This window comes from Acetobacter sp. (assembly GCF_022483985.1).
Taxonomy (GTDB): domain Bacteria; phylum Pseudomonadota; class Alphaproteobacteria; order Acetobacterales; family Acetobacteraceae; genus Acetobacter.
Genome location: NZ_JAKVME010000003.1, coordinates 212,537 through 229,058, shown reverse-complemented (window position 1 = coordinate 229,058; position 16,522 = coordinate 212,537). Strand labels below are relative to the sequence as shown.

At 57.4% G+C, this 16,522-nt stretch carries 14 protein-coding genes; 12 read left to right on the top strand and 2 right to left on the bottom strand.

The features are described 5' to 3' along the window. Window positions 1-162: 162 nt before the first annotated feature. The 6 genes from LKE90_RS15235 to rimI all read left to right on the top strand — a co-directional run bounded on the left by LKE90_RS15235 (window position 163) and on the right by rimI (window position 4,805). Window positions 163-1,095 carry an ABC transporter substrate-binding protein gene (locus tag LKE90_RS15235; protein ID WP_291491479.1) on the top strand — a complete coding sequence of 311 codons (933 nt, stop codon included), beginning with the start codon at window positions 163-165 and terminating at the stop codon, window positions 1,093-1,095. Then, entirely contained in the window at window positions 1,092-2,108 is a 1,017-nt protein-coding gene (locus LKE90_RS15230; protein WP_291491480.1) for a FecCD family ABC transporter permease, read from the top strand. Before LKE90_RS15235 ends, LKE90_RS15230 begins: the two co-directional genes overlap by 4 nt. After that, complete coding sequence (locus tag LKE90_RS15225) at window positions 2,105-2,815, top strand: ABC transporter ATP-binding protein (RefSeq protein WP_291491481.1); 711 nt, start codon at window positions 2,105-2,107, stop codon at window positions 2,813-2,815. Before LKE90_RS15230 ends, LKE90_RS15225 begins: the two co-directional genes overlap by 4 nt. A gap of 228 nt (window positions 2,816-3,043) precedes the next feature. Further along, a complete protein-coding gene (locus tag LKE90_RS15220; protein WP_291491482.1) occupies window positions 3,044-3,625 on the top strand; it encodes a malonic semialdehyde reductase in 582 nt (193 codons plus the stop codon). Then, window positions 3,610-4,341, top strand: coding sequence for a tRNA (adenosine(37)-N6)-threonylcarbamoyltransferase complex dimerization subunit type 1 TsaB (tsaB, locus tag LKE90_RS15215; protein ID WP_291491483.1), 732 nt, complete (start codon window positions 3,610-3,612; stop codon window positions 4,339-4,341). The genes LKE90_RS15220 and tsaB overlap by 16 nt, the downstream gene beginning before the upstream one ends. A gap of 35 nt (window positions 4,342-4,376) precedes the next feature. Next, the gene (gene rimI, locus LKE90_RS15210; protein WP_291491484.1) at window positions 4,377-4,805 is read left to right on the top strand and encodes a ribosomal protein S18-alanine N-acetyltransferase; all 429 of its coding nucleotides are present in this window, start codon (window positions 4,377-4,379) and stop codon (window positions 4,803-4,805) included. A 5-nt stretch (window positions 4,806-4,810) separates the two neighbouring features. On the opposite strand, the gene ung is transcribed toward rimI, so the two are convergent. Both ung and LKE90_RS15200 read right to left on the bottom strand, forming a co-directional pair. Then, window positions 4,811-5,512 (bottom strand): uracil-DNA glycosylase, encoded by a 702-nt coding sequence (gene ung, locus LKE90_RS15205; RefSeq protein WP_291491485.1) that lies wholly within the window; start codon window positions 5,510-5,512, stop codon window positions 4,811-4,813. 199 nt (window positions 5,513-5,711) lie between these two features. Further along, a complete protein-coding gene (locus LKE90_RS15200; RefSeq protein ID WP_291491487.1) occupies window positions 5,712-8,855 on the bottom strand; it encodes a Hint domain-containing protein in 3,144 nt (1,047 codons plus the stop codon). Window positions 8,856-9,277: 422 nt separating this feature from the next. Between LKE90_RS15200 and thiC the strand changes: the two genes are divergently transcribed. The 6 genes from thiC to LKE90_RS15170 all read left to right on the top strand — a co-directional run bounded on the left by thiC (window position 9,278) and on the right by LKE90_RS15170 (window position 16,257). Further along, window positions 9,278-11,116, top strand: a complete 1,839-nt coding sequence (gene thiC, locus LKE90_RS15195) for a phosphomethylpyrimidine synthase ThiC (RefSeq protein WP_291491565.1) — start codon at window positions 9,278-9,280, stop codon at window positions 11,114-11,116. Between the two features lie 226 nt (window positions 11,117-11,342). Continuing rightward, on the top strand, window positions 11,343-12,509 hold the full coding sequence (locus LKE90_RS15190; protein WP_291491488.1) for a cysteine desulfurase family protein: 1,167 nt from the start codon (window positions 11,343-11,345) through the stop codon (window positions 12,507-12,509). Between the two features lie 24 nt (window positions 12,510-12,533). Next, window positions 12,534-12,848, top strand: a complete 315-nt coding sequence (locus LKE90_RS15185; protein ID WP_187668801.1) for a ferredoxin family 2Fe-2S iron-sulfur cluster binding protein — start codon at window positions 12,534-12,536, stop codon at window positions 12,846-12,848. Between the two features lie 72 nt (window positions 12,849-12,920). Further along, a complete protein-coding gene (gene mnmA / locus LKE90_RS15180; RefSeq protein ID WP_291491489.1) occupies window positions 12,921-14,003 on the top strand; it encodes a tRNA 2-thiouridine(34) synthase MnmA in 1,083 nt (360 codons plus the stop codon). Between the two features lie 92 nt (window positions 14,004-14,095). Then, entirely contained in the window at window positions 14,096-14,884 is a 789-nt protein-coding gene (locus LKE90_RS15175) for a response regulator (RefSeq protein WP_291491490.1), read from the top strand. Window positions 14,885-14,898: 14 nt separating this feature from the next. Continuing rightward, entirely contained in the window at window positions 14,899-16,257 is a 1,359-nt protein-coding gene (locus LKE90_RS15170) for an ATP-binding protein (protein ID WP_291491491.1), read from the top strand. Window positions 16,258-16,522: the final 265 nt, after the last annotated feature.

The following is a 16,522-nucleotide window of genomic DNA, read 5'->3' as shown; positions in this document are numbered from 1 at the left end:
TATCCGGATGGAACGAGCCCCGCACGGGTTCCGCAACACCGCAGACAAGAAAGCATGGGTATGTCCGGATATTTTCTCAGGAAAATAAAGAGATGCACCCTTGCCGCAGCCATCTGGATGCTCCCGTATCCTGCCTCCGCGGAAGCAAGGATATTGCAGGACATGACTGGCGTGGTCGGTGAATTACCGGCCCGGCCCGCTCATATTGCGGACCTTTGGTATGCGCATAACGAAATACTTGTCATGCTCGGCGGCGCGCCGACTATCGCCATGACGGTTGAGCGGGAGAGCATGTCTCCCTGGATGTATCATCTGGCGCCAGCACTGCGTAACGCCACGCAGTTGCCATCAACCACACCGACTGCCGAAACCCTGTTGGCAGGTCACGTTGATCTGGTTTTTGCCACTCCTTCTCTCTCGGGAGTGGAAACCTACCGGAAAACCGGCATTCCCACGGTCGGCGTGGAATTTCATGACACTGCCGGATTGCTGCGCTGTCTTGATCTGACCGCCACCGTTCTTGACACACCCCACGCTCAGACGGTGGCGCGTGACTACCGGGCTTACCTCAATGAGACGGAGAAAGCCCTGACATCCCGGCTGGCGGCTATTCCCGAGGCGTCACGCCCGCGTGTGCTGCACATCCTGTCACTCTCTCCCATGAAGGTTGATGGCGCAGGCACGATGATTGACGAATGGATCCGTCTCGCCGGAGGGCGGAACGCTGCGGAAGAGATCAAGGGAGCCAAACGCCCGGTATCTCTGGAACAGATTGCCGCCTGGAATCCCGACATCATTATTCTGGGCGGGATGAGCGGAGATGCCGAACCAAAAACTGATGGACCAGTCTGGAATGAACTCAAGGCCGTGAAAGCGGGAAAGGTCTATCGCAACCCCGTCGGGGTCTTTCCGTGGGATCGTTACGGCACTGAATTCGCCCTTCAGATTCAGTGGGCGGCAACCATTATTCACCCGGAATTTTTTCATGACACGGACATGATGGAGATCACGCGGGCTTTCTATCGCCGCTTCTTCTCCTACGATCTGGCGCAGGATGAAGCCCGGCGCATCCTCGCGGCCCAGCCGCCGGCATGAAGGGAGCCGTTACCCTCGCAACGACATTCCTCCTTCTCCTGATCGTTGCGACAGGTTCGCTCTGTGTTGGCCGCTATCCCATACCGCTGCATGATTTTTCTGATTTCTTCCTGTCATTCTTCAGGAACGCACAGGCTTCCTGCCAGAGCATTTCCTGTTCCATTCTGGCGCATATCCGCCTGCCACGACTGGGGGCGGCGCTTCTGACGGGCGCCGCACTTTCCGTTTCAGGCGCGTCCTATCAGGCCGTTTTCCGTAATCCTCTTGTCTCTCCGGGTATTCTGGGCGCGCTCAGCGGCGCGGGCTTTGGGGCGGCGCTGGGCATCATCCTGCATGTTCCGCAGTGGATGATCGGCGTCTCGGCCTTTGCCGGCTCAACTCTGGCAGTGCTCATGGGAACCGGCATCGCCCGTCTGACAGGCGACAGTTCGGTCCTGATGCTGATCTTCGGTGGTCTCGTCAGTAACGCCCTTTTCACGTCTCTGCTGTCCATCCTCAAATATCTCGCCGATCCTGACAGCCAGCTTCCCGATATCGTGTTCTGGCTTCTCGGCACACTCTCGCGCGTTACGCCGGAAACCCTGTCTCTCGTCACAATACCCATGATCTGCGCGATGGCCGCCCTGTGCGTCATGGGACGATTGCTGGATGCGCTCAGCATGGGCGATGACGAGGCGCGCAGCCTTGGCGTGTCCGTGCGCCTCGTGCGCAATCTGGTCGTGGCGCTGGCGACCCTGCTCTGCGCCCTGACTGTTTCCATGACCGGCATTATCGGCTGGGTCGGGCTTGTCATTCCCCATATCGCCCGGCTTCTGGTCGGTCCCGGCAATCGTCTCGTTCTGCCCATGAGCGCCCTGAGCGGCGCGATTTTCCTGACTTTTTCCGATGATCTCGCCCGCAATCTTTCAGCGGCGGAAATTCCAGTGGGTATCATGACCGAGTTGTCCGGTGTGATCCTGTTTCTGCTGCTGCTCCCGCGTGTGAAAACCAGTCTGCGGGGCAACTGGCGATGACCCTTGAGGCTCAACATCTCACATGCAGACGGGATCATCGTCTGGTGCTGGATGCTGTGTCTTTCACGATCGGAGACGGTGTTCTGGCCTGCCTGCTTGGTCCCAACGGGGCAGGGAAGACAACATTGCTTCGCGCCATCCTCCGTCTTGAGAAAGTGGCGGGGAAAGTGCTTCTGGACGGCGAAGACCTGTCCATCCTGTCTCCTCGTGAAACGGCCCGTCGCATCGCCTACGTGCCGCAGACCCATTCCGTCGCCTTTGCCTATACGGTGGAAGATATGGTCGCCATGGGACGACTGTCTCACGCACGTCTGGGCCTCTTCCCCGGCAGGGACGATCAGGAGGCTGTTTCAGAGGCTCTGAACCTCATGAACATCACTCACCTCGCCGACCGGACCTACACTCAGCTTTCTGGGGGAGAACAGCAGGCTGTGCTGATTGCCCGGGCGCTGGCGCAGGGAGGCCGGACGCTGCTTCTCGATGAACCGGCATCGGCGCTGGATTTCGGCCAGCAGAAACGGCTCTGGACCCGGCTTCGTGAATTGACTGACTGTGGTTATACGATCCTGTGCACCACGCATGATCCCCTGAAAGCCCGGGAGATTTTTGATGAGGCGCTGCTGATGCGAGACGGCAGGCTGATGGAGTGTGGTCCGGCACCGACCGTGCTGACGGATGAAGGGATCGAGATGCTTTACGCTTCCTGATCTCCCGGAAAATCATGAGAAAGCTTTTGACAGATATTTTCAAAAAATCCTTGGTAAATTCTGTCCTTTTTAAAAAAATTATACCGAAAAACTTCTGCTGTGATATGGGATTTTCTGAGGACTGTGGTTGAATTTTTCCCGTAAAAATCCGCCGAAAGAAACTCGTCACTGGAAACACACTCCACACAACGGTATTCACACAGGCAGAAAGTGGTGAGGAAAGCCGTTATGTCGCTTGATGAGAGTGCTCTGGACCATCTGTTTCGTACGGCACGGACGCCGGAGAAATGGACCGACCGGCCCATCCCGGAGGATACGCTTCGGGCACTGTATGACCTTGTGAAGACCGGACCGACATCAGGAAACAGCTCTCCCGCACGATTTGTGTTTCTCACCACAGACGATGCCAGGCAACGGCTGAAGCAGGCGCTCTCGCAAGGCAATATCGAGAAGGCCATGACAGCGCCTGTCGTGGCGATTGTGGGATACGATCCCCTGTTCTTCGAGTATTTCTCCCGTCTGGGCAGTGATCCGGACCTGCGCACATGGTTTGCGTCCGACGTGGGCCTTTCGGAAGAAACGGCGTTCCGTAACAGTTCACTGGAAGGCGCTTACCTGATCATGGCAGCCCGTGCTCTGGGTCTGGATGCTCTTCCCATGTCCGGTTTCGATGCGTCCATCGTCGAAGACACGTTTCTGGCCGGAGAAGGCTGGCGGGCAAATTTCCTCGTCTGCCTCGGTTATGGCGAGCCGGTCGAAACGCCGCGTGCGCCGCGCCTACCCTTCGATGAAGCGTGCCGTATCCTGTGACGGCCAGCCATCCTACAGCCAGCCATCGCATTGCCGTGCTTGATGCAGCCCCTGCGACCGTGCAGGCGCGTGTGGCCTGCGTGCTCCATGACGAAAGCGGGTTTCGGGTTGCTTCTTCGCGGAACGAAACCGGACATGATGGCATCGGCAACATGGCCAGCCTTCTTGAGGACGTTCTGAAAGAAGCAGGATGGGAACGGCCCGACCTTGTCGTCGTCGTGACCGGTCCCGGCTCCTTCACTGGTCTGAGGACATCCTGTTCGCTGGCGGCTGGGCTGGCATTTGGGTACGATTGCCCCGTTGTCGGCGTCACGCGGGGCGAGGCTCTTGCTGAAGCGCTTTCCGCTTACGCCACGGAACACGGTCTTGACGGCTGGCTCTGTGTGACGGCGGCAAGAAGCGGTCGCTGGTTTGTTGAAAGCGCGGCTCCGGACAGTCTGACGCCGGGCTCTGTCGTTGCCGTCAGACAGGATGACTGGGAAATTCCATCAGGGTGCTGGCTGATCGCGGGGGATGTCGTGGATGACGTTCTTCTTAAAGCTCCTCTTTCCCTCAAGATTTTTCCGGTCAGGGAAGAAGCGTCCATGCAGGAGATCGCAAAATCCGGCCTGAAACGGCTGGAAGGACAGACCGCGCCCCGCCCGGCTCTTCCCCTGTATGTCGATCCACCGGAAGCCAAGTTACCTGCTGCGGGTTTGCGGGCGAGACCAGAGTGACTTCTGTGTCTGATCCTGTCATTTCCGAAAGGGGCATGCATTTTTCTGCTGTTCTGGCAGACCTGCATGCAAGCGCGTTTGAAGGAGGCGCCTGCTGGCCGGAAAGCGCATTTGCAGAACTGTTTACCACGCCGGGCACTCAGGCGTTTGTCGCGTCAGAGCAGGGCGAGCCGATTGGTTTTGTTCTTATCAGAATTGTTCTGGATGAAGCCGAAATCCTGACTCTGGCTGTCGCTCCGGAACGGAGACGACGTGGCGTCGCCAGAAAACTGCTTGAGACAGTCGAGCAGGGGTTGGAAAAAAAGCAGATTACAAAGCTGTTTCTTGAGGTTTCCACAAAGAACATATCAGCAGAAGCGCTCTATACTACAGCAGGCTTTCGCGCAGCCGGAATCCGCAAACGCTATTATGAAGATGGCTCGGACGCCATTGTTATGGTGCGCGACATTGCCAGATCACCATAAGCCACTCAGTCTTCTTCGGCTTCATCAGGCAAACGCCAGTCAATCGGCTTCAGCCCGTGCTCTTCCAGAAACGCGTTGGCTTTTGAAAAATAACGATTCCCGAAAAATCCTGTATGGGCCGAAAGCGGTGATGGATGGGACGCTTTCAGAACCAGATGCCGAGAACTGTCGACAAAAGCCGCTTTTTTCTGGGCATAACTTCCCCATAATATGAAAACGACCGGTGTTTTCTGCTCGTTGACGCAGGCAATGACCGCATCGGTAAACCGCTCCCAGCCGTGGCGCTGATGAGACGCCGCACGCCCCTGCTCCACAGTCAGAACACTGTTGAGAAGCAGCACGCCCTGTCTGGCCCATGATGTCAGATTGCCGTGACGGGCGGGAGGAATTCCCAGATCACTCAGCATTTCCTTGTAGATATTGTTCAGGGACGGCGGAATCCGCACATTCTTTCGCACGCTGAAGCATAAACCGTGCGCCTGCCCCGCGCCGTGGTAAGGATCCTGTCCGAGAATAACGACACGGACGGACCCAAGTGGCGTCAGATTAAGCGCACGGAACCATTCCGGACCACGCGGAAAGATCATCTTTCCGGCTTTCTTCTCTTCCTGAAGAAACGCCTTGAGATCCTTCATATAAGGGGAATCGAACTCTTTCTGCAGCGCGACACGCCAGCTTTCGTCCAGTTTGATGCCTGCCTCTGCCATGAATCGCGTTTCCTTCTCCGGATCGACAAGAACTCTCTTCGCATCAGGGTGCCAGACAATCAGGAGAATTTACAGGCCTCTCAATCACTTCACAGCTTCTGTGGAGATACTTCTTTTGATTGCAGGCATAATGACTTCAGGATACCGCCTTTTGTATCCTGAAGCTTCGACCTAAATTACCGCAAACCATGCCTGCATCTCAGGCAGCCTGTTCCTGCCCGACATACACAGGAGCGACCTGAATATCCTCATCCCCCGCAAGGGGTTGCGAACGTGTCAGCCCAAATACAAAATGTCTCCGACCATCGGCATCCTTTTGATCCGCAGTCACATGGCCCACATGAACTCCATTGACTGAAATACTCAGGACAAGCGCATCATGATTGACCGAACCACCGGTCACATAGCCTGCAATGACGTTACTGGTCACTTTTATCAGACAGACAGAGACAGTCTCCATAACACCATCCAATCCCGCTAGTTTTTGCCTGATATGTTCAAGTATCACTCCTTCTTCCAATCTCGGTGCGCAATAGAGTGCCTCACCAGAACAGACATGAGGATACAGTTCGTGGAATGTATGAGCATTGTGGAACATGTTGCGGCTCTGATCGTCCACAAAACTTTCTGCGGGAGCACCTTCTGCCAGCAGGATATCATGGGTCTCAAGCTCGATATGGAAATATTCCAGCCTCTCGTCGATAACCCCATGAACAATGCTCATGTCGTTCACCAGGCAGTGAGCAGGGATAAGCCATCCATCGACAAACATGGCATGAAGCGGTGAAACCGTCAGATCACGCACCGGCACGCCGTTGCCCAGAGAATTTTTTCTAAAAATGACTGGAATCAGATCAGGATTTCCTCTGGCGAACAGGCCGTCATAGGCACGATATCCCACCCAGCGCACGGGACGATACTGTCCGTTGGCCGTTTTCACCACGTCACCTATGACAATATCCTCAACGGCTTTCCTGCCATCCTGCATGTCTATCAAAGTGCCTCGGCAGTAGCAGGGTGCAGGCGTGCCATAAGTCACAAAAACATTGCCCTGAGCATCATGTGTTATATCAAAGCCCTTGGAATAATCGCCGTTAAGATGAATCTCCTTGGAAAGATCTCCGTCGGTTATAAGAAGATTGTCGTTGTCATCCAGAGAAACCTGCAGGGCGCTTCCCGCTGCATATTTCATGTCTGTTATATAGATAGTCCCATTTTTAAAAGTCAGACCATCGGAAATGATCGTGCCAGACGCCATGTTGAGCACGCCACCATCCAGAACAGCACTGGTAAGGGTTGCTCCGCTTGCCGCGTTGACAACACCGTATTGTGTAATTGTGGTGTTGACTGCCGTGCCGCCGCTGTAAATGGTTTCAATCGACTGGGTCAAGACATTCGTGTATCCAAGAACTCCACCAACAGTATAGAAATCGCCATCCAGAGTCGTGTTTCTGGCCAGACCACCGGAATAAATGTACTGGTTGGCTTCCGTCGACTGCGGACCCGCGGTTCCGGCGACCCAAATGGATGGTTTGAAAGTCGCGCCATCAGAAACACCTCCAGCATAAATGAACTGTTTTGCCTCAACATATTGGAAATTGAACTGTGTCCATGTAGAAAACTGGGACTGATAACTGTTGCCGTAAACCTGTTCGCTTCCACCTGTTACTGTGGAATTATAGGAAGACGCACCCTTTCTGATGACTTCTTCTGTATTACGATCGATTTTTGTATAGAATGACTTTGTGCCATTATACAGAATCAGATGGCCTGTCGTGGCAGGGTCATACAATGAAGCATAAGATATACTCACATTACTGACGGTAGCGCCATTTACGACGGCCCCTGTGCCACTCACATTCACGTTGGAAGTATTGGTGGAAAATATCGTATTCGCGATGACACCAGGAGAACTGTTGTCGTCAAGAGCGATAACCGTACCGCCGTCGCTCCCTTTGCTGAGAACAAAGGAAGACCATGTATAATTGGCGTCGCCAAGATTGAGAGATCCCACAACGGCGCCGTCAGGTTGTGTGATCTGGAGCGTATTGGTACCCTCAAGATGCGTCGTAAGGCCATCCTGCCAGGTCAGGGAAGACAGTTCTATTGTATCACCGAGATCTATATCTCCGATTATACCGGAGGGAGAGGTCGAGCCACTGATGACAAGCGAGCCTGTATGGCCATCCATGAATTCGAGTGAAGCTGAGTGCAGATCAGTAATATCAGAAACAACAATCTCCCCGTCCGTGATATAGATGGTTCCCGAAAAACCGGACAGGCCATCATCGTTCGCGATATGGAGTGAGCCGCTTCCTTCCTGTACAATGGAGCCACAACCGGAAATGACACCACTGCTCAGCGTTGTGTCACCGGTAAAGACGACGCTGCCTCCATCAAGATTGACCACACCCTGTGAAAGCTTGGTGTCGTCAGAATTGACGATGGAACCACCGGACGAAACATAAATAGTGCCGCCGCTTTCAAGACGCGTTTCAAAAGCAATTCCACCCGACGAAACAACCTGCGTTCCACCCGATAATACGACCACACCTGATGTCACAGCAGATACAAGAAGCACCTGCTTGCCACCACTTTGAATGATGCTGTTCTGGTCGTGAGCCATCGAGCTTACGATTTCCGTCCCGGCAACAACAAGATTGTTCGCGGAATTTGAATCACCGATCGTAAGGAAAACACCGGCAGGAAGATGAAAATCCGATAGCGTGCCTTGCCTGACATCAATAGTCGATCCGGACTGGAATGTTATTCCCTCAAGATCTGCCCCCGAAATGACACCCGCGCTCGATCCGGCACTCACCCACAGGTTACCTGCCTCCAGCAGGCTAACATTTTCAAATTTTGCACCTTTTTCAATAGAAAGATAGGCACCGCCACCTACAACGGAATTTTCCAGGGTGCTGCTATCATCAATATTAAGCCAGCCATATTGGGACATGGTTGCCGAATTGATCGTGGCCCCATTGGTTGCGGAAACCTGTGAACCAGAAGTGGCACTCAGAGAATTTACTGATCCACCATCGACGACAAGATCAGACTGTTCCAGATTTGCCGAAACAAGCCTTCCGCCACTTGCGACACTGATAAAGCCGCCGCTGGCTGTCGCCTGATATTCCACCCCGCCGGAAAGGACATGCTCGCTGGTCGCCGTATGAGCTCCGCCGCTGGAGCCGTTCAGTTGCGTTCCAGAAGCGCTTCCCGCGACATTGAGAGTGCCACTGAGAATAGTGATACCTGAGACGGATGCTCCTGCAGCAACTTCATAGGTGCCCCCATCATAGATAACGGAAGGAATATTTGCGCCTGAGATAGCTCCACTCATTTTGTATTGCTTTCTGTTAACTTATGACATTCTTATTTAATTTATTTTACTGAGACCGCCCAAACAATCAACAATTTATTAACTATTTCATATAAAAATAAAGCATTAATAACGAAAAAGATACATAGATATCACTTCTTTGGCATTCGGAGCAGCCAATCAAACCACTGATTGACAGCAAGCCCCGTTTGTTGCCTCATAACGCCTACCAAGGGGGGTTCCGCTCAAGGAACTGAGAGGCTGCATGTCCTGCAAAGGACGGCGTAGCGACCCTGCCAGCGCTTATATCAGTGCTGGGGAACCTGATCCGGTTAGTACCGGCGGAGGGACTGGTCTGGTCGCGAGCAGCGCCGTGTGTCCCCATGCCCACGGCAGACCCATCCGGCTCGGCCCGTTCCTCGCACACACGCGAGGACGTCGTCATGAACCATATTTCACCCAAAGGCCCCGACACCAAGGCTCCCGCACCGGGGCATGTCACAACAGGTCCAGTCTGGGGCTCAAGAAAAATTTATTCCAGTCCGACAAACCATCCCGAAATTCGTGTGCCGTTCCGGGAAATCGCGCTTGATCCCTCGGCCAACGCAGAACCGGTGCGTCTTTACGATACATCCGGTCCCTATACCGATGCAGACATCAGTATCGACGTGGCGAACGGGCTGCCGAAAGTTCGCTCCGAATGGCTGACGAAACGCGGCTTCAGCAGGGCGACTCCCCGCACGGTGAAGCCGGAAGATAATGGCGGCGCGACGGGTGATAACCTCGTCGATCCCTGTCCCGCGCCGCATATGGTTCTTGAAGCTGGTGACGCTCAATATGTCACGCAGTATGAATTCGCCCGCGCCGGGATCATCACCGAGGAGATGATCTATGTCGCTCACCGAGAAAATCTCGGCCGACTGAAAGCTGTCGAAGGTTCTGCCGCACGTCGGGCCGATGGTGAGGATTTCGACGCCGCCATTCCGGAATTCGTCACCCCCGAATTCGTGCGTGACGAGATTGCCCGCGGACGCGCCATCATTCCCGCCAACATCAACCATCCGGAGCTTGAGCCGGTCATCATCGGTCGCAATTTCCTTGTGAAGGTGAACGCCAATATCGGCAATTCCGCCGTCACTTCCTCCGCCGCCGAGGAAGTCGAAAAGCTGGTCTGGTCGATCCGCTGGGGCGCGGACACGGTCATGGATCTTTCGACGGGTCGAAACATCCACAATATCCGTGACTGGATTCTGCGTAATTCCCCGACGCCGATCGGCACCGTGCCGCTCTATCAGGCGCTTGAAAAAGTCGGTGGTGATGTCAGCAAGCTTTCATGGGAAGTCTTCCGTGATACGCTGATCGAGCAGGCCGAGCAGGGCGTGGATTACTTCACCATCCATGCGGGCGTGCGGCTGGCTCACGTTCCGCTGACCGCCAACCGGGTCACCGGCATCGTCTCACGCGGCGGTTCGATCATGGCGAGCTGGTGCCTGATGGAACACCGCGAGAGCTTTCTCTACGAGCATTTCGACGAGATTTGCGACATCATGCGCAAGTATGACGTCTCGTTCTCTCTCGGTGACGGTCTCCGTCCCGGTTCCATTTCCGACGCCAACGACGCCGCGCAGTTCGCCGAACTGGAAACGCTTGGCGAACTGACGAAAGTCGCTTGGGCGAAGGGCTGTCAGGTCATGATCGAAGGCCCCGGCCATGTGCCTATGCACAAGATCAAGGCCAACATGGACAAGCAGTTGAAGGAATGCCACGAGGCCCCCTTCTACACGCTTGGGCCGTTAACAACAGATATTGCACCGGGCTACGACCACATCACCTCCGCCATCGGAGCCGCGATGATCGGCTGGTTCGGCACGGCGATGCTCTGCTACGTCACCCCGAAAGAACATCTCGGCCTTCCAAACCGCGATGATGTGAAAGTTGGTGTGATTACTTACCGACTTGCAGCCCACGCAGCCGATCTCGCCAAGGGCCACCCTTCGGCGAAACTGCGTGACGATGCACTGAGCCGTGCCCGTTTCTCGTTCCGTTGGGAGGACCAGTTCAAGCTGTCACTCGATCCGGACACAGCTCGCGCCTATCACGATGAAACGCTGCCGAAAGACGCGCATAAGACAGCGCATTTCTGCTCGATGTGCGGTCCGAAGTTCTGTTCGATGCGGATTTCGCAGGATATCCGTGACGACGCCCGGCGTATTGCCGGAATGGAGGAAAAAAGCCGCGAGTTCCGCGAGGCTGGCGGCAAGGTTTATGTGTCGGCTGAATAGAGACTGATCCTTTACTGAAGTCTCTGGTCAAGTAAGGGATGCGGGCTCTGCCCGCGCCCGCAAGGGACCGCAGGCCCCTTGTCCCCAATAACTTGATAACAGACGGTTTCCAAAGGCGGGCCTTTGGCGGGGCGCGGGACAGCGCCCCGCAAATCCTCCCGGCAAAAGCCGAGACAGAAGAACCATTTTCCGGTAACATTGTCTCCCGCCGCCACGAAAGAAAGTCATGCAGGAGATTTATCTCGACAACGCCGCCAGCACCCCATGCGATGCGCGCGTCATGGAGGTCATGGCTCCCCTTTTCGCAGAGGAATTCGCCAACCCGCACAGCGATACACATGCGCCCGGCAAACGCGCGGCCGAGGCTGTCGAGCAGGCGCGCGCGCATGTGGCGGCGCTGATCGGCGCTGATCCGAGAGAGACCATCTTCACCTCCGGCGCGACAGAAGCCAATAATCTGGCCATCAAGGGCGTTGTCCGTTTTCGCAACAGGATGGGCGACGGGCGCAGGCGGGTCATCACTCTGGCCACCGAGCACAAATGCGTTCTGGAGAGCGTGCGTGATCTGGCGCAGGAAGGGTTCGAGCCCGTCATTCTCGGCGTGGACCATAATGGTCAGGTCGATCCGGCCACTCTCCGGAATGCCCTCGCCGTTCCAACCGCACTGGTCAGCATCATGGCCGCCAACAATGAGACCGGCGTGAAACAGGACCTGCCCGCCCTTGGACGCATGGTCAGGGAGGCCGGAGCACTCCTGCACTCAGATCTCGCGCAGGCTGCTGGGAAAATGGCCATTGACGTGCAGGCGCTGGGGCTCGATCTCGCTTCTGTCTCCGCCCATAAGATGTATGGCCCGAAAGGCGTGGGCGCGCTGTTCGTGCGCAGACGCCCTCGCGTCCGGCTGGAGCCTCTGTTTTCGGGAGGCGGGCAGGAGCGGGGGCTCAGGTCCGGAACGCTCCCCTCCACCCTGATCGCAGGATTTGGCGAGGCCGCCCGTATCGCCCGCTCGGAGTGGCAGGCCGACGACCGGCATCTCGCCGCCCTTGCTGGCAGCCTGTTTCACGGTCTGCAAGAACGTCAGACAGCCTTTGTCATCAATGCACGGGAAGCGCCGCGTCTGCCGGGCATCATCAGTCTTCGCCTCCCCGGCGCTCAGGCTGCGCGGGTTATGGAAGCGCTTCCCGACATGGCTCTGTCGGTGGGATCGGCCTGCTCATCGGCTGATCTGGCGCCGTCCTACGTGTTGACAGCCATGGGTCTGAACGCCACGGAAGCCGCAGAAAGCTTGCGTCTCTCGCCCGGACGTTTTACCACGCCCGCCGATATCATGCGTGTGGCGGACCTGCTTGCCACAGCAGCGCAACGGGTGAGGGCCGCAGGCTCCACTCAATAGGACAGACTGAGCGAGAACTCCGAAATGCCTCACATGATTTTCGTCGAGCCCGATGGCACCGAGCGCAAGGTCGATGCGCCTGTTGGTCTTTCCGTTCTGGAGATTGCCCACAAGCATGGCGTCGATCTGGAAGGCGCGTGCGAAGGCTCACTGGCCTGCGCGACCTGCCATGTGATCGTCGATCCGTCCTGGGCGCCGAAGCTGTCGGAAGCGACAGAGGACGAAGAGGATATGCTGGACCTCGCCTTCGGACTTGAGGCAACATCGCGCCTCGGCTGCCAGATCATCATGAACGATGAACTGGATGGCCTGACAGTCCGTCTGCCGCGCAAAAGCTGAGAAGAGACCGGTCCCGTCGGAAGAACGACGGCGGGGGCCGGACGTTCCTCCCGGGAAAGGGGCCTGACCATCATGCGTATTCTCGTTGCCATGTCCGGAGGCGTTGACAGTTCCGTTGTCGCCGCGCGTCTGGTCGAACAGGGGCATGAGGTCATCGGCGCCACGTTGCAGCTCTACGACACCCGTGGAGAAGCCAAGAAGGGCGCGTGCTGCGCGGGGCGCGACATTCAGGACGCCCGTGAAGTCGCGGAGCGTCTGGGCATCCCGCATTACGTCATCGACGCTGAAGAGCGCTTCCGTGAGAGCGTGATCGAACGCTTCGCCACGTCCTACGCTCAGGGTGAAACGCCCGTTCCCTGCGTCTCCTGCAATCAGGGCGTGAAGTTCACCGATCTGCTCGGTCTGGCGAAGGATATCGGCGCGGACGCCATGGCGACCGGGCACTATGTCCGTCGCGTCGAAGGCTCCAGCGGAGCCGAAATGCACCGTCCCGTCGATGCCGACCGTGACCAGAGCTGGTTCCTGTTCGCCACCACCCGGGACCAGCTCGACTATCTGCGCTTTCCGCTGGGTGAAATGCCCGACAAGGACGCCGTGCGGCAGGAAGCCGAGCGGTTCGGTCTGCTGGTGGCCGACAAGCCGGACAGCCAGGACCTCTGCTTCATCCCCAAGGGTAACTATTCCGACCTGGTTGAAACGCTTCGTCCCGACACAAGGGGCGAAGGCGAGATCGTGGACCGTCAGGGCAACGTCCTTGGCCGTCATGAGGGCGTGACGCGCTTTACCATCGGCCAGACCAAGCGTCTCGGCGATGCCGCGCAGATTGCCGGGGAGCGTCAGATGGTCGTGGGGATCGAACCCGGCAGGCGACGCATTGTCGTGGCCCCGCGTGAAAGCGCCATGGTGACCGTCTGTCACCTGCGGGACATGAACTGGCTCATCACGCCTCCCACCGAGGCCAGCGGCGAGGGTGTGCGGTGCATGGTGCAGCTTCGCGCCCGCGAGAAACCCCGTGCCGCGACGGTCCGGCCTCTCGGCGACGGAGCCGAGGTCATTCTCGATGAACCGGCGCTGCCCGCTCCGGGGCAGGCCTGTGTGCTTTATGACGGCTCGCGCGTGCTGGGCGGAGGTCTGATCTGCCGCACAAGTGAATAGGCCGCATAGCTGAATTGCGTGTCGTGCTCGACTGACAGCAACAAAGCGATTAGAGTTTCAGTCTGTTTCACAAACCGGACCATGCGAAAAAAATGAATCAACAAGCCTCGCACGACGCCGATTTGCACGATCTTCCGACCCGTATTCTCGTGGTCGAGGACGACGCTGGCATGCGAACCCTTTTGAGCCGTACGCTTCAGGCGGACGGCTATCGCATCCGTGCGGTTCCTGACGCCCGATCCATGTGGGATGCTCTTGAAACCGAAACAGCCGATCTCATCATCCTCGACGTGATGATGCCCGGCATGAATGGTCTCGATCTGTGCCGCAGCCTCCGTCAGGGCGGGATCAAGGGCGGCGTCGAGGACGCGTCTTTTTCAAATATCCCCATCATCATGGTTTCTGCCCGTGGTGAGGAGCTCGATCGCGTTCTGGGGCTTGAACTCGGAGCGGATGACTACGTAGCCAAGCCGTTCGGACAGAAGGAACTGCTCGCGCGCGTGCGGGCTGTCCTCCGCCGCGGTCAGAACAGCACGGTGCCGGCCGCAGCAGCAGGACGTCAGCGCAGGGAAGTCATCAACTTCGCCGGCTGGTCGCTCGATCTGCGCCGCCGCGAGCTGTATGATCCGACTGGCGCCGTGGTTGAAATTTCCGGAGCCGAGCATGATCTGCTGGTCAGCTTTCTCGACAACCCGCAGCGCGTGATCGGGCGTGACCGGCTGCTGGAGCTTTCCCGCACCCGGCTTGGAGACGTGTCGGACCGTTCCATCGACGTGCTGGTCAGTCGTCTGCGCCGCAAGCTGGGCACGGAAGCCGACAGTCTGATCCGCACCGTCCGGGGACAGGGCTATATCTTCACCGCGCCGGTTGAACGGGTCTGACAGCGGACACTCCCTTGCAGCCGGACAACGCCGCGCCGCGTGAAAGACTGATCCGTCTCTGGCCACGCGGTCTCATGGGCCGCGTGCTGTTCGTGCTTCTGGCGTCGATCGGCATTGTCTTTGTCGCCAGTTGGACCCTCTACGAACACGCCGAAGCCTATATCGAGGACAGCGACCGTTTCGACCTGATCGGAGAACGGCTGGCCACCGATGTCCGGGTGATTGAAGGGGCGCCCGCCAATACCCGTGCGATGCTCTCCACCATGCTGTCCACGGACGATCTGCGCATCAACTGGCGGCCTGCGACGGCAGTGCATGAGGTTCATCAGGAACCCAAGGGCATGAACCAGCTTCATGCGCGGCTGGTAAAGGCCAATCCCATTCTCGGCCACTCGGCACTGCAACTCTATACCGGCGGGGCCGGACGCTGGACGGATATCGGCGGCACGGTCGAACTGAACGACAGAAGCCAGATCTCCTTCACCGCGCCTGACATCCTGCGCAGCCATGTCGTCACGCAGGGACTGGCGACCGCCGCCATCGTCACGCTTGCGGTCCTGCTCGTCGCGGCCATGCTCGTCCACGCTCTCAGCATGCCTCTGCGGGCTCTCGCCACGGTCGCCGACACGATAGGAGCGGGCGACTGGCAGCCTCTTGCCGAGAAAGGGCCAAAGGAGGTCCGGCGACTGGCCCACGCCATCAATGCGATGCAGACCCGGATCGCACACCTGATCGAGGACCGTACCGAAGCGCTCGCGGCGGTCTCGCATGATCTGCGCACCCCTCTGGCCCGGCTGCGGCTGCGTGCGGGTTTCATCGGCGATGCGGAGGCGCAGGAGGCCATCGAAGCCGATATCGACGAGATGGAAGCCATGGTGGATGGCGTGCTGGCCTATCTTTCGGGCGAGAAGGAGCGCGAGGCCACCCGTTCGACCGATCTGGCGGCTATCCTGATGACGATCATGGATAACGCCACGGATCGGGGCGACACTGTGACCTACGAAGGGCCGGACCGGCTGCCGCTTGTGCTGCCATCTCTGGCCATCAAAAGAGTTTTCACAAACCTTGTCGAAAACGCCCTGCACTATGCAGGCTCCGCCGCCATTTCCGTGCGACTGACGGCGCAGCATGTCGTCGTGAATATTGATGATGACGGTCCCGGCATCCCGGAGACTGAACTCAGCCGTGTCATGACGCCGTTCTATCGTGTGGAGTCCTCCCGCTCACGCAGAACCGGCGGGCTTGGTCTGGGACTTGCCATCGTAAAGCGTGAAGTGGAACGCGCGGGAGGAACGTTCAGCCTGTGCAACCGTCAGGACGGCGGGTTGCGGGCGCAGGTGACACTTTCCCTGCACCGGCTGCCTGCGCCGTAATGCTTCTGTGATCCGCGTCGCCCCGCTGGCCGGGATGTTCCATGACAGGCAGTTTGTTGACCGTTTTATGTCATAGACGACTGGCGACCGGCTGAATCTCTTTCGATATGCAGCATCTTCGTTGCCACCCAGTGCAGAATTATGTCCGGTCGTGGGCTGAGACGATGCATTGTCACTCAATCTATCCTGTGCAAGATCACTGCCCGTAAGGATAGTGAGGCATTCAGTCTCTCGTCCGCGATGTTTTTCCTGAACCATGAGTGAA

What these genes read in the sequence shown, in the direction of transcription:
- LKE90_RS15235 (WP_291491479.1), top strand. Translation starts at nt 163, where the DNA reads ATGACTGGCGTGGTCGGTGAATTACCGGCCCGGCCCGCTCATATTGCG.
- LKE90_RS15230 (WP_291491480.1), top strand. Translation starts at nt 1,092, where the DNA reads ATGAAGGGAGCCGTTACCCTCGCAACGACATTCCTCCTTCTCCTGATC.
- LKE90_RS15225 (WP_291491481.1), top strand. Translation starts at nt 2,105, where the DNA reads ATGACCCTTGAGGCTCAACATCTCACATGCAGACGGGATCATCGTCTG.
- LKE90_RS15220 (WP_291491482.1), top strand. Translation starts at nt 3,044, where the DNA reads ATGTCGCTTGATGAGAGTGCTCTGGACCATCTGTTTCGTACGGCACGG.
- rimI (WP_291491484.1), top strand. Translation starts at nt 4,377, where the DNA reads ATGCATTTTTCTGCTGTTCTGGCAGACCTGCATGCAAGCGCGTTTGAA.
- ung (WP_291491485.1), bottom strand. Translation starts at nt 5,512, where the DNA reads ATGGCAGAGGCAGGCATCAAACTGGACGAAAGCTGGCGTGTCGCGCTG.
- LKE90_RS15200 (WP_291491487.1), bottom strand. Translation starts at nt 8,855, where the DNA reads ATGAGTGGAGCTATCTCAGGCGCAAATATTCCTTCCGTTATCTATGAT.
- thiC (WP_291491565.1), top strand. Translation starts at nt 9,278, where the DNA reads ATGAACCATATTTCACCCAAAGGCCCCGACACCAAGGCTCCCGCACCG.
- LKE90_RS15190 (WP_291491488.1), top strand. Translation starts at nt 11,343, where the DNA reads ATGCAGGAGATTTATCTCGACAACGCCGCCAGCACCCCATGCGATGCG.
- LKE90_RS15185 (WP_187668801.1), top strand. Translation starts at nt 12,534, where the DNA reads ATGCCTCACATGATTTTCGTCGAGCCCGATGGCACCGAGCGCAAGGTC.
- mnmA (WP_291491489.1), top strand. Translation starts at nt 12,921, where the DNA reads ATGCGTATTCTCGTTGCCATGTCCGGAGGCGTTGACAGTTCCGTTGTC.
- LKE90_RS15175 (WP_291491490.1), top strand. Translation starts at nt 14,096, where the DNA reads ATGAATCAACAAGCCTCGCACGACGCCGATTTGCACGATCTTCCGACC.